The organism is Gilvimarinus chinensis DSM 19667 (assembly GCF_000377745.1).
GTDB classification, from domain to species: domain Bacteria; phylum Pseudomonadota; class Gammaproteobacteria; order Pseudomonadales; family Cellvibrionaceae; genus Gilvimarinus; species Gilvimarinus chinensis.
In genome coordinates this window covers 345,949-360,072 of sequence record NZ_KB898706.1, presented here as the reverse complement: position 1 = coordinate 360,072, position 14,124 = coordinate 345,949, and the positions used below count along the sequence as shown (strand labels likewise).

At 49.3% G+C, this 14,124-nt stretch carries 9 protein-coding genes; 5 read left to right on the top strand and 4 right to left on the bottom strand.

Annotation, left to right across the window (positions count from 1 at the left end; all coding sequences use genetic code 11):
• Positions 1–59 precede the first annotated feature (59 nt).
• Positions 60–926 carry an SDR family oxidoreductase gene (locus tag D568_RS0101645; RefSeq protein ID WP_020207820.1) on the bottom strand — a complete coding sequence of 289 codons (867 nt, stop codon included), beginning with the start codon at positions 924–926 and terminating at the stop codon, positions 60–62.
• Between the two features lie 173 nt (positions 927–1,099).
• Between D568_RS0101645 and D568_RS0101640 the strand changes: the two genes are divergently transcribed.
• Complete coding sequence (locus tag D568_RS0101640) at positions 1,100–2,473, top strand: alpha/beta fold hydrolase (RefSeq protein ID WP_020207819.1); 1,374 nt, start codon at positions 1,100–1,102, stop codon at positions 2,471–2,473.
• A 33-nt stretch (positions 2,474–2,506) separates the two neighbouring features.
• Here the strand turns inward: D568_RS0101640 and D568_RS0101635 are convergent, their stop codons facing one another.
• Entirely contained in the window at positions 2,507–4,525 is a 2,019-nt protein-coding gene (locus D568_RS0101635; protein WP_020207818.1) for an O-linked N-acetylglucosamine transferase, SPINDLY family protein, read from the bottom strand.
• 187 nt (positions 4,526–4,712) lie between these two features.
• On the opposite strand from D568_RS0101635, the gene D568_RS0101630 reads away from it, so the two are divergent.
• Positions 4,713–6,026: a gluconate:H+ symporter gene (locus D568_RS0101630; protein ID WP_020207817.1), complete on the top strand. Its 1,314-nt coding sequence runs from the start codon at positions 4,713–4,715 to the stop codon at positions 6,024–6,026.
• A gap of 130 nt (positions 6,027–6,156) precedes the next feature.
• Here D568_RS0101630 and D568_RS0101625 read toward each other — a convergent pair whose 3' ends face one another.
• Both D568_RS0101625 and D568_RS0101620 read right to left on the bottom strand, forming a co-directional pair.
• A complete protein-coding gene (locus D568_RS0101625) occupies positions 6,157–8,868 on the bottom strand; it encodes a LuxR C-terminal-related transcriptional regulator (protein WP_020207816.1) in 2,712 nt (903 codons plus the stop codon).
• 51 nt (positions 8,869–8,919) lie between these two features.
• The gene (locus D568_RS0101620) at positions 8,920–9,336 is read right to left on the bottom strand and encodes a hypothetical protein (protein ID WP_020207815.1); all 417 of its coding nucleotides are present in this window, start codon (positions 9,334–9,336) and stop codon (positions 8,920–8,922) included.
• A 677-nt stretch (positions 9,337–10,013) separates the two neighbouring features.
• Between D568_RS0101620 and D568_RS0101615 the strand changes: the two genes are divergently transcribed.
• From D568_RS0101615 to D568_RS0101605, 3 genes are read left to right on the top strand one after another with little or no spacing between them, the layout of a single operon-like run.
• Entirely contained in the window at positions 10,014–10,736 is a 723-nt protein-coding gene (locus D568_RS0101615) for a hypothetical protein (RefSeq protein WP_020207814.1), read from the top strand.
• A gap of 33 nt (positions 10,737–10,769) precedes the next feature.
• Positions 10,770–13,118: an arylsulfatase gene (locus D568_RS0101610; protein WP_020207813.1), complete on the top strand. Its 2,349-nt coding sequence runs from the start codon at positions 10,770–10,772 to the stop codon at positions 13,116–13,118.
• Between the two features lie 37 nt (positions 13,119–13,155).
• The gene (locus D568_RS0101605; protein WP_020207812.1) at positions 13,156–14,124 is read left to right on the top strand and encodes a SphA family protein; all 969 of its coding nucleotides are present in this window, start codon (positions 13,156–13,158) and stop codon (positions 14,122–14,124) included.

The following is a 14,124-nucleotide window of genomic DNA, read 5'->3' as shown; positions in this document are numbered from 1 at the left end:
TTGCGGCCAGGGATGGCCGCCACCATTCGAGAGCCCACTTTACACCCTAAGCCTTGCGTTTATTTGTTGTGCTGTGCGTGCAGCCACTGGCGTACCATTGGCAATAAGTAAGTACGCCAAGTCCGTGTTTGCACCCCGAAGTCGTTACGTACCCGCAAACTATTCAATACGGCGCTGATCGGCACCTCCAGCGCAGCCTCATCCACCTGGTCCCACTTCGGCTCTGGACCTTGGTAGTCCTGCTGGCACAGAACCTCCCAAAGCTGTTCAGCAAACTCCACTTCATTACAAGCGTCGCCCGAGCAGTAATGGTACACACCCCAGCAATCAGCACCACTGTCAATCTGCTTAAGAATGCCTACCGTGACACGCGCCAAGTCAGACAAGGCTGTGGGTGCCCCCCGCAAGCGACGGTTTAACCGCCAGGGCTGCTCGCCCTGCAAAGCATCTAATAGCCGCGTGAGCAGGTTATCCCCGTAGCTACTGATGACCCAGCTAGTACGCAACACCAGCACCCGGGTATCGGCGGCCAAGGCTTTCTGCTCTGCAAGATAGAAGGCTTTTCCCAACTCACTATTGGGTTGTGGCTCGTCTTTTTCAGAGTGCTTACTTTTGTTGTCATCACCGAAAACACGGTAACTGGACATCTGTAACAGCGGGATTTTTTGTTGGGCACACACCCTGGCAATATTTTCAGCCGCTACCGGCAGCAGAGCTGTATTGGCTGAAAGCGGACTGTCCCCCCAACCAAGATTGTTGAGCACCACATTGGGTCTCTGGTGAGACATATATTCCATCACCGCGGCACGGTCCGTCCAATTCAACTCATTGCTGGGAGGCTGTAATACATTAAAGGGCTCACGCTCAAGCTCATGCTCCAGCGCTACTCCAAGTGAATGGTGTGAATCAGCTAACAACAGTTTCAAAATACACTCTCTCGGTTGAGTTTGGCTTGCATTATCGCAATCACTTTAGCCCAAGGCTACCGTAATCAATAACAAAGTCTGGTTTACGGCCCACTCAACCCCTCAGCAAAGCCTAGCCTGAATTATCAATTTTCTGCCACAATAGAAGCCCTGAAACCAACGGTACGCCTCTCTTGTTAAACGTTTTATTGTTCGCCACGTTTTTACTTTTATTGCCGCTAATGCAAGCCAAGGCTGCTCCTCCTGAACTGCCCCCCGACTGGCACTCGGGGTTTGCTACAGAGCCCGTGTTCGACAGCAAGGTGTTTTGGGTTGAAGCAGGCAAAGAAAACGACAACACCATTTTACTGATTCACGGATTAGGGCAAAAAGGCTGGCGCGATTGGCAGCAGTTAATCCCACTACTTGCCCAAGAGCACCGGGTGTTGGCCATCGACCTGCCCGGCTTTGGCCGCTCAGACTCCCCTGCCGGAAAATACTCCCCTGAGAACTATGCCAACATGATCAAAGCACTGGCAGACAATGCAGGGCTTAGCCACTTCGACCTTATCGGCCACTCAATGGGTGGCAATGTCGCCTTGCGTTTCGCCACTCGCTATCCTGAATATTTAAAACACCTTGTACTGATCAGTGCCGCCGGTGTTTTAGAACGCAGCACCTTTGCTCAGCATTCTGCGGCGCTGCCGATAGAGTCGGGCATGGTACCGGCACTGCAGGAGCTGCCCGAATCTCTGCAAGTGGATATCAGCCAATTAATCCGTGATGTGAGTGGGGAGCTATTGCGCTGGGAGGCCCTCCCCACACCTGAGGATTTGTTAGGTAGCGATGAACACACCTGGGCGAGAGCATTAGCTGGCCAGCCAACCATCAATGCGGCCCTGGCCCTCACACAAGAAAATTATTCTGGCGACCTTTCATCACTTCAAGTACCCAGTTTTATCATCTGGGGAAAAGACGACCCAGTGACACCTCTGCGTACAGGCCATCTGCTCAACGGACAACTGCCCAACTCACGTTTAGAGGTTTTTCCTGAGATGGGTCACATGCCGGTCAACTACCCTGAACGAATTTATCCGCTCATAAGAGACTTTCTGAAAAACCCAGACACGCGGTCTCAGCATGTAGCAGATACCCCAGCCTCTAAAGGTGAGTACCACTGCAACAACCAAAACAATCAAACCGTCAGCGGTGTCTACACCGCCATGCGCATTGTGGGCTGCAAAAACATTCAGCTAAAGCAGGTTCAGGCTCAGTCCATTTTTATTCATCAAAGCCAAGTAGACATGCTGAATGTCAGCGTCACAAGCCCAGGCACTGGCCTTCAAGTAGAGCACAGCAGCCTTACCGCTACCAACCTCAGCATCAACGCCGAGCGCGCTATTGTGGCGGGCAATAGCGAGTTGGACCTCGCCGGTGCCACCCTAACAGCAAAAAAAGCGGCGCTGACGAACCTTGCTCCAAATCGGTATGTATTTTCGGTCAGCGAGCTTAAAAGTTCTGGTGTTCAAGAGTGGGCTCATGGAGTTTACCGTTTAGGCGCACAATAAATGCACAACAAACGTCACAAGCCCACCATCAAATCATTCGCCGTTTTGCAGCGCTTTTACACGTAATTCGAAGTCTTTTGCGAACGCTTCCGGCTGACATACGCTGTCAGCAAAAGATTGGTGCACCCGTATTTTCAGTTCATCATCGGACTTAACCTGAGAGGCAGTTTCCAGCGCAAGCTCAATGTAGTCGCCTGTACTGTGGGTAACCCACTGGGACAACCCCGCGTACTCTAAGACACTATGAGTTTGCCTTGAAACCATTGAATCCCCCGAAAGCGTGATGACTGGCGTACCCATCCACAAGGCATCGCAACTGGTTGCACACCCAGAAAAAGGAAAGGGGTCAAGCACAACATCAATGGCATTGTAAGCGGACAATAGGTCGGAGTGGCTTTTGGTCCCCGACAACGTGATTGCTCCTACATCAATACCCGCGTTTTCGGCTCGCCGTAAAAAGTCGGTTCGCTGTTCTTGAAAGTCAAACGGCCAAGAGATCAAATCCAAGCTTGCACCCTCGCAGCGACGGATAATGTCTGCCCATGCACGCAACACCGTGTCGTTGAGTTTAGACACTCGATTAAAGCAACCAAACCGGGTTCGCTCTGAGCGCTTCGGCTGCACAGCGGGGGCGTCGGCAGGCGGTGAATAACACAAACGCCCCTTAGGGAGGTACATACACTGCGTCAGCTCTTGCCCCCCTAAAATCTTATCGCTCACAAAACAATCTATTTGCGGCAGCCCTGTGGGATGAAAATAATCCAACCAACTCAATTGCAGCGGTGCAATGCGGTGCGCAAATGCGTGTAAATTGTGGTGCGGGCCATGCCCTGACAGCTCAATAGCGATATCAATTCGGTCTTTTCGCGCACGCTTTTGCAGTTGCGTTGCAGAGAGCTTACTGGCATCCACATATTCGTCTGCCGCTTTGATAAAACGCTCGGTACTGCGATCGGAGTATTCATGAGTTTTATAAAGGTAGTGCTTTACCCCGTTGCGGGGAAACCGTTCCAGCACCTCAGCAAAGAAGGTTTCAGTGGGGCCGCTCGCCAACCTGGGGCTCACCCATGCTATGTTCAATGTATCGGCAACAGCTCGTGGCTTTAGCTGGGCTGACTTAATTGAAGCCAAATGTAAATCCACCCATGTTGCGTGTTCACGAGCGATGTTCTCGGCGCTAACAGCAGGGTCATGCTGGAGGGTAATCAGATAATTGCTGTGCGCCTGCCAATACTCAGGGGCCACAGAAAGTATTTGACGGTAATACTCACCTGCGCGTTCAGGCTGTCCGCGGCCCTGGTGTACAGAGGCTAATAACAATAAAGCCTCTTTATACTCTTCAACAGAATCCGGGGGGATTTTTTCGGCCAACTCAATAGCCAGTTTTAACGCCCCTAGCTGTCTTACGCACTTCGCCAACTGCAATAGCAAGGCGTCAGTTATTTCACCGTGCCCCGCAAGCATTCCTGCAAGAGACTCGGCGGCTTCTGTGGATCTTTCGGCTTCGAGCCGAACCAACACCAGCCAGCGGGGCCAAAGGCTAAGCTCTGCGTCCTCCCGCGGTAATGGCAAAGAACGAGAGTTTTCAGCAAAGCCAAGCTGCCGTTCAGATATTGCCAATTCCAGCTGCGACTTCACATCGCCTGGGTTCAAGTCAGTCGCTTTAACAAAAGCCTCGTAAGCTGCCTGCCATAGCTGTTGCTCACGATAGGCAATACCAAGATTCATCCACGCGCCAAAATGCTGTGGGTTTTGCGACAAAACAGCTTTGGCATCACGCTCAACTTGCGGCCAGGCCTCAAGCGCTAATGCATTGGCGGAACGAGACAGAAGCGCGGAGGCGTGGCCCTTAGATAAAGCTACTGCCTTATCAAACCAAGGCGCTGCAACAAGGTACCGCCCCTGCGAATACAGAGACAACGCCAGTATTTGATTAACGCCCGGGTGGCCGGGCTGCTTTTTCACAATTTTTTTTGCCAGAGCCTCCGCGCGAGCAAAGTCCCCGCTGTGGTAAGCAGCCATACAATCGCTTAACAGCTTTTGTAAACTCATATAATTCCCTTTCACATCACGACATAGCCCATGTTAACACTGGCATAAGCACGAGCAACGACTACAACGCTCACGCGTCGCATTAACGACTACACCTGGCAATCCACTCCACCCCTCGCATTTGCAATCACAAGTATGCGAGAATAATGGTAGCGCTACCAAATAAAAATAACCCGAGAGACCACCTATGGATATTTTCGCCGTATTACTCGTTATTGCCCTGCTAGTGGGGCTCATTACCCTGGGCAAGTTGCATCCGTTTTTAGCCTTTTTAATTACATCGTTGGTAGGCGGGATGTTGCTGGGCATTCCACTGGCACAAATTCCAGGCTCTATCGAAACCGGTATAGGCAATACGTTAAGTGGCCTGGTCATCATCATTTGCGTGGGCGCCATGTTCGGTAAACTGGTCGCCGAAACCGGTGCCGCGCAACGTATCGCCGATGTACTGATGAAAGCCTTTGGCCGCAAACGAATTACCTGGGCACTGATGCTGACCGGTTTTATTGTCGGCATTCCGCTGTTTTATAACGTGGGTTTCGTGCTGTTAGTGCCGCTGGTGTTCTCGGTGATGTATCAATCCAAACTGCCAGCGGTGTATTTGGGTATTCCCCTGCTGGCGGCGTTATCTGTCACCCACGGCTTTTTGCCCCCGCACCCCTCGCCGACGGCGATGGTGCCCATGTTTAATGCCAGCATCAGCACCACGTTAATCTACGGCTTGATCGTCGCCATACCGACGATGATTGTCGCGGGGCCATTGTTTGCCAACTATTTAAAGCGCATTCCCTCGCAACCGTTAAAAAGCTTCACCCCCAAAGACATACCCGACGCACAACTGCCGGGCAAAACCAATGCGTTTATCACCGCGCTTTTGCCCGTGGCATTTATTGCCGGCTCATCGTTTTTGCCCAGCCTGGCCGCTGAGGACACCACCCTGCGCGGGCTGTTCGAGCTAATCAGCAACCCCTCCGTGGTAATGCTGGTAACGCTCGGCATCGCCACCTGGACGCTGGGCCTCGCTCAGGGCCATAGCATGACAAAGTTAATGGAGCACTACGCCGAGGCCATCCGCGATATTTCCGTCATTATGCTGATTGTCGCCGGGGCCGGGGCGTTAAAGCAGGTGTTTATCGACAGTGGCGTCAGCGATCAAATTGCCGCTGTCCTGCAGGATGTAGCGCTCAACCCGCTGCTACTCGGTTGGCTTATCGCCACCGTTATTAGAATTTGCCTGGGTTCTGCCACCGTGGCGGGGCTTACCGCTGCCGGCATTATGGCACCGGTGGTCGCGGTTACCGGCGCCGACCCCAACCTGATGATTCTAGCGGTAGGCGCGGGCAGCTTAATGTGCTCCCACGTCAACGACTCGGGTTTTTGGATGTTTAAGGAGTACTTTAACTTAAGCTTGAAAGACACCTTGAAATCGTGGACGGTAATGGAGTCAATCGTGGGCGTGATGGGGCTAATCAGCGTGCTACTAATAGATACTCTGATTTAATACTACACCACATTCAGGGTAGAACGACTTAAGGTGATCGACAGGTTAAACCATTCGCCAGTAAGGTGCGGCGATAGCCTATTTGCCAGTGTGGCAGACACGTATAACCGGTCACTTTTTCGAGAATGTTTTACCCCTCTCTTTTTAACAAGCGCAGTTGCTCAACCCTAATAACAGCTTCTCTTCTGCTGGAGACTTCTAGTTTTTGATAGATATTTTTCAGATGGTAACTAACCGTATTAGTAGAAATGAACAGGGACTCAGCAATTTCTTTATTCCTACGTCGGGATACTAAATGCTCCAGAATGTCCACCTCCCTGCTGGTAAGCTGCGCCAAAAGTTTATTCTCTTCAGCATCTGAATCACTTTCTTTTAACTTTGACTCCCCAGTGACATTTAAAACTCGAGAAATAAAACCTATCTGTTCCTCACCTTTAAGAGACTCAACAACGTCAAGGGGTATGAACCTTGCCATCTCCATAAACGGAGCGACCCAGTACTGTTCGACCGCCTCATCTACCGCTTTTTGAAGGGAGGTTTGTGCTTGGTATATATTTTCAGATAGCGCATAAGCGATTGACAGCAACAACAAAATCTCAACTTTGTAATTATTAAGGTGCTGCGAGCAAACCTGATCATAGAGCTTCGTTAACCCCGGAAGCAGAGAACTCGCGGCCTCCCTTCCGGCCATGGCAAGGGTTGCCTTTATTCTTGTCAGACAAGGCTCCTCTAACCAGAAGACAAAGGTTCCTGCGGAAGGGTGTTGACTTATTTCCCCTGCCATATCAAAAGCGACTAGGACATTGTTCTGCACATACAGGCGGGCAAGAGAGGAATAGGCAAGCTCGTACGTACTCGACTCTACTGGAGCCTCACTAAGTATATTACGCAAGCAACTTATAGATCGGTTAATCTCCTCCTCATCAGATAAATATAGACTGCACAAACCCATCACAAGGAACGCTTCAATCTGAAGCCGTTTTTCTACATTATTACCTACTGCTATTACTTCATCTGCTGCACGTCTGGCGCTTTCAATGCGTCCGCTGGAAAAAAGACACAACATTCTCATGTACCAGCCCCAGCCTTTAGCATGATCACTTTTTACACTTTCTGTTGCTACAACTATTAATCGGTCAGCTTTTCGCAGAGAACCGATAGCGTCTAAAGACACATACAACACATAACTATAAGCAGCTAATATTCGTGTCGCTAAAAAATTGTGACCATAAGCATTCAAACGGTTCACTTCTTCCAAATCCAGAAGGGCTTCCTTGAGGTCACCTCCCATGGTTTTAACCATGGTGTAGTAGATGTACGCTTCTCCCAAGACAAAAGGGTCATCTATACCACACGAAACCGCCTTTTCTAAAAGAACACTGGCCCCGCCCACATCCCCCATCCAAAACTTGGGAATGGCCTTATAGAGATACAGCTCATAAAGCTGGCCATTGGTAAGATGGCCTTCGCCCCCTTTTGAGGTTATCTGAGCGATAGTTTCCTCCATTGAAACTACATCCAGTTTAAATTTCTCTAAAGACAACCTTGTGAGCAGTAAGACAGGGTTTTCCTGCAAGGTTTTTCGCGAAAAAAGATTCATCCACGACTCGATAGCAAGCCATTTATCGGCGTCCATATAATGACGCCGATAACAACCAACCAGCTCCACCCCCCGAGCCTCCATACCGTTTTCTAGATATAACTTTATCGCCTCTTCGACAAACCCTTCTTTTGAGTACCACTCACACACTGAGACAACAATGTTTTCAATCTTTTTTTGGTCGACGCGCTTATGTAGCCTATCAATTAGAAGAGATCGAAAAAGGCTATGAAACCGAAAATAGTGCTCTTTTAACTCGAGCCGGCTCACGAACAAGTTGCACCGCTCAGCCAGATTTACAAACTCATGACCTGAAGGCAGGCACTCCTCCCTCGAGGCGGCGACAATCTTATCGACTTGCTCCACCGTAAATGTCGACGGTATGGACGCATACATCAACAACTTAGAGATAGCGGGGTCAAGTTCATTTATCACCTCATTAAACAGGCACTCTTGAGCTTGGCCTATTCCGCCAGAAAGACACGCCAAATAATCATTATCAATTTTTTTGGTCTGCCCAATGATGGATAACATTTGCAGACCATTAGGCCACCCCTCCAGAACACGCTGCACATTATTTAAAGATTTTGCGGCCAATGAAAAATCTAAGCTGTTTTCTAAATACACCTTAGTTTCACCATTATTAAACCTTAACTGAGAGATTCTTATTTCTTCAATGGCGCCCGTTGCCCTCATTCTTCTCAAAGGAAATGACGGGTCCCTTCTAGTGACAATTACAACGTGAAGATCGTCTAACGCATAATCTATGACCGTGCCTACCAACTCGTTAACCTTAGAAGTGGTGGCTATCTCATGATAATCATCCATCACCAGATAGACATCGCTTCCCAATGCCTCAACATCAAGCAAAATATTCTGCGCCAGGCTAGCCAGGGAGTAAGAGTCCAATGATTTCATCGCCGATTTTGTTTGTCGCATGGACCCCGGAAACGAAACCTGAAAAGAAGCTATTAAGTAACAAAGAAATTTGCTGAGGCTGCCTTCTTCTTTATTCAATCTAAGCCAAACCACAGGAGAGTTAAGTGTTTTACACCACGCAGAGACAATGGTAGTTTTTCCATACCCCGGAGGAGCAGAGACCAAGCTCAGTTTTTTATAACTTGATTGATCAAGCCTTTCGTAGAGCCCTTTACGTTCTATTAACCCTTCCCGCAGCTTAGGACAAACGATCTTTGACTTAAAAATTTGCCCATATTCTTCCATACCTTGCCACCACTCCATTAAAAATGGTTCTTATTAATTGGTATAATTTTTCTATTTTTCCGGCGTCATTTAAGCAGCAGAATCCGGTTTCTTGGCTACTCGTAGCCGTAAATAGCTGTACCAGCAAAATATTACCGTTCCTATAAATAGAGCATAATAAGCTACCGATAAGGTAAGGCTTAACTCTAACGGTCTCGGTGCCTCCATCAAAAACTGACGGGTCCCGGCTGAAAGCTCTGGCAAGTGGTTTAAATCGGCCATATAACTGGAGACAATTTCTCTGTTGTACTTAAGAAGTCGCGCCGTCAATATCGAAAAGTCGATATAAAGCAAAGTGATGAGCAGCAAAAGCCAAGCATTGAGCCGCCGCACTGCAAGTTGCGATATTGCCAGAAGACCAAAGGTAATGCCGACCCAAAACTGCAGAATATCCCAGCTTCTGTTGATGTATTCACTAGAAATGTAGACAAACTCATACTCTTCCATTGTCTCTACCTTATGTAAGTCATTTTCTCACTCTCGTCCCGAGAAGAGCCCCTGGCACCTAACAACAGAAACCCCTTCAAGTTTTAAGCCCTAAGATAAATTTACTATCAGGTGGTTTTCAGATAGTTATCGGCCTCAACTTATTAATAATGATGAATGCGCCAATCCATGGGGTTTTCAGTATAAAACTACCCATTTACTACCCATACGGCTAACCCAATTTGCCTTACTCTTTCATTGGTTCAGGGCTGGTGGTTCGCGGCGTTATCAAATCTCTATGCTCTAACCTCTCACGAAACACCCCTTTACCGCTTGTTTTATGTAGTTGGGCTTATTTTACTCTATCTATGGATAGCTGGGAGGCCAGGGAATGACTCACGTCACCAGTGATCATGAAAACACAGTACATAACTACAAAATTGTCGTCTCAGGCGCAATTCCAGAATCTTGGCTAGACCGGATGGGAGAAATGCGATGCACCACCATCAGCTCTTTAAGCGCACACCAACAAAGAACAACCTTACAAGGCGCCGTTAAAGATCAGGCTGAACTAAACGGTATTTTGCAATCGTTATATGACCTCCAACTCCCCATAGTCAGCGTCTGTCGAGTAAAAGATACACAGTCACGTTAACAATCGCAGTATTACCGAAAATTAGATTAGGGATGAACATATTATGAACTACCTAAGATCGCTTGCTTTCGCTTCCGGATCAATAGCCGCTGCATTCGCATCACCTGCGTATTCTGCTGAAGTGCAATACACCGCAGAGCTGTACGCATTAGGTGCGGATGTGGATATTTCCGGTGAAGGCTTCTCCGAAACAGCGGAGTTTGGAGACATATTGGATAACCTGGAGATGGGCTTTTTTGGCTCGTTTTCAGCCAAAGGCGACAAGTTTGGTGTTATTGGAAACCTTCTGTATGTGGATGTCGAAAACACCAAATCAAAAGAAAACCCAAACATTTCCGCCTCGATTAAGGCCGAGATTTCAACATTAGTACTAACGGCGGCAGCAGGGTGGGAGTTTTATGAGTCAACGTCCGCTGAAATTAACGGGGTTTTAGGTGTTAGGTGGTTAGACTTAAATTCAGATATCGATTTCGCCCTGAGCTCCATTGGCGAAGCCAGTAACCATGCCGATGAAGATATCTGGGATGGCGTAATCGGCATCCAGGGTAGAAACAACTTGTCGGAAAAATGGTATATCAGCTACTACGCCGATATCGGCACTGGCGATTCCGATTTTACCTGGCAAGCAACCGCATCTCTCGGATACCAATTTAGCAAACTGGTTGTCGTTTTAGGGTACCAGTATCTGGAATGGGATCTGAAAGATACCTTAGTAGATGAACTCACCGTTTCAGGTCCTGCTCTGGGGCTGAGGTTTTCGTGGTAACAACCGTACTAACTATTATACGAGGACACTTCAATGTTTAGAGGGATATTAGCGCTGACAGCTATGCTCAGCGCAACCGTTACTTATGCTCAGGAGTCGCTCCCCTTTCCGCCAGATCCATCGGGCAGTAAAGCGGGAGAAACCATTGCCGAGTCAAAGTATTCACCGTCACCTGCAAAGTCGCACCTTCCGGATAATGCACCAAATGTTGTTATTATCATGCTGGATGACGTAGGACCCGCGCTGCCTGGCACTTTTGGCGGACCGATTAAAACCCCCACCTTGAGCGAAGTTGCCAACTCAGGTATTACCTTCAACACCTTTCACAATGCGGCCATGTGCTCACCCACACGAGCTGCACTGTTAACCGGTAGAAACCATCACCGTTCGGGTTTTGGCCAAATCGCTGAATTGGCCAACGATTGGGACGGATACACTGGTCACTGGCCTGCAACCACCGCCTCTGTGGCAAAAGTATTAAGCTACTACGGTTACAATACCGGCGCCTTTGGTAAGTGGCATAACACCCCTGCGGAACACACCACCAGCGCCGGCCCCTACGAGCGCTGGCCTACTGGCCGATTGGTAGGCTTTGACTATTTCTACGGCTTTCTGGCAGGCGAGTCCTCTCAATGGGAACCCGCTGTTGTGGAAAACACCGTCAGGCTGACCCCACCTCATCACGAAGAAGGCTATCACTTTACTGAAGATATGACAGAACAAGCGGTCAGCTGGATGCGCAACCATGTTGCTTTGCGCCCCGAAGACCCTTTCTTTATGTACTGGGCTCCAGGTGCCTCTCACGGGCCCCATCATATTTTCAAAGAGTGGGCTGACAAATACGAAGGCAAGTTCGATGAGGGTTGGGATGAACTTCGCAAGTCCATCTTTGCTCAGCAAAAGGCCCTGGGCTGGATTCCGGAAAACACCAAGCTCACCGATCGTCCGGAAACCATGGAGTCTTGGGAAAGCATCCCTAAAGACGAGCGTGAGTTTCAATCCCGCCTGATGGAAGTTTTTGCCGGCTATACCGAGCACGCCGATACCCAGGCAGGTCGAATCCTCGACGAGCTGGATCACTTGGGGCTGAAAGAAAATACCCTCGTCTTCTATGTATGGGGCGACAACGGCTCAAGCTCTGAAGGTCAGCGTGGGACCATCAGTGAGCTGCTTGCGCAGAACGGTATTGCCACCGAGACGAAAGACCACATTCGCGCTCTCAACGAATTGGGGGGTCTTGATGTTCTAGGCAGCAATAAAACGGATAACATGTACCACGCTGGCTGGGCCTGGGCTGGCTCTACCCCGTTCCAGGGAACCAAGCTGAACGCATCGCATTTTGGTGGCACTCGCACACCGCTGGCTATTTCCTGGCCCAAGCATATTAAGCCAGACGATACTCCGCGCAACCAGTTTCACCATGTTAACGACATTGTACCTACCATCTACGATGTTATCGGTATTGAAGCTCCTAAAGAAGTGGATGGCGTAACGCAACAACCCATGGATGGTGTCAGTATGGTCTACACCTTCGATAACCCTAAAGCTGAGAGCCGCAAACAGGTTCAATACTTTGAGGTTATGGGCGATCGGGGTATATACCATGATGGTTGGTTCGCTTCCGCCTGGGGGCCACGCATTCCTTGGGTTCCGGGATTACCGAAAAGCATAGGAACCTGGACACCCAAAGACGATAAATGGCAGCTGTATGATCTGAGTGAAGACTTCTCTCAAGCTAACGACCTTGCCGACTCTCATCCTAAACAGCTAAAGAAAATGAAGTCGTTGTTTAGAGATGTAGCAAAAGATAATCAGGTCTTTCCCATCGGCGGTGGCTTATGGTCGATTGTATGGAGCCCCCAATCGGCACCTCAGAACCCCGCAACTGAGTTTAACTACACCCAGGATGTGGTCGGTGTCCCCGAGTTTGCAGGGCCTAAAATTGGTGCTCGCAGCAACAAAGTTACCCTCAAAACCGACATTACCTCGGACACTCAAGGCGTTCTTTACGCTCTAGGGGCTTTCTCTGGGGGTATTGCACTTTGGGTAGAAGACGGCAAGCTTCATTACGAATACAACCTTTTCGAAATCGAAAGAACGCGTATTACCAGTGAAGAGAAATTGCCGAAAGGTGAAGTTACCATTGTTGTCGAGACAAAAATCGCCAAGCCCCGAGGCAAAGCTGACATATCCATAAGCGTCAACGGCAAGCAAGTCGCGTCCGGAACCGCACCTCGTACAGCGGCCCTTGCTTTCACGGCTAATGACGCCTTCGACGTGGGTACTGACAGCTACTCGCCGGTTTCACTCGCTTACTTTGACAAAGCTCCGTTCACCTACAACGGTAAAATCGATACTTTCAATATTGTTTATACCAAGTAACGGGTTTGTTATCGAAAAGTAAGGAGTATCAAACAGAATGGAAACTTATAACAGTTTAAAGAAAAAAGTGATGTTCCCACTGTTAGGCATCTCCATTCTGGCCTTGAACTCCCCCTCGTCCGCGCTCGCGGACGAAGGGGGAGTGAGCTTTTGGCTCCCAGGCCAGTTTGGTAGCTTTTCAGCAGCGCCGGTAAGTGAAGGTTGGTCGTTAGGCGCCGTTTACTATCACTTATCGGCGGATGCGGAGTCCAGTCGAGAATTTCCCTTGGGCGGTAATATTGTCGCCGGTCTGGACACAAGGGCGGACCTACTGTTTTTAGCACCCAGCTATGCATTTAGCGATCCCATCTGGAATGGCGGCCAGCTTAGTCTTTCTATTACCGGGGTGGCTGGGCAGGTGGATGTTGCGGTTGACTCTACGTTAACCCGAGTGGACTCAACCACTGCAACACGTCATCTAAGCGATTCCTCTTCTGGAATTGGCGATTTATATCCGGCCGCTACGGTTCGTTGGAATAGCGGTGTTCATAACTATATGACCTACGCCATGGCCGGAGTACCGGTTGGCGAATACAGTAAAGATGCTCTCGCAAATATCGGCACCAACCATTGGGCGCTGGATATCGGCGGAGGCTACACCTACCTGAACAACGACAACGGCCGAGAGTTCTCCGGTGTTTTAGGGGTAAATTATAATTTCGAAAACCCGGACACCGACTATCAAAATGGGGTCAGCATGCATTTTGATTGGGCCGCCTCCCAGTTCTTATCGGAAAGCTTTCACTTGGGGTTAGTTGGGTATGTCTACCAGCAAGTCACAGGCGATAGCGGTAAGGGAGCCAAGCTAGGTGACTTTAAGTCCAGTGTTGCATCAGTAGGGCCGGAATTTGGCTGGCTAATGGGCGACGGGAAATGGTACTTAAATCTGAAAGGGTACTATGAGTTTGACGCCGATAAACGGCCCGAAGGCTGGAACACCTGGTTAACGTTGTCTGCACCTTTGTAA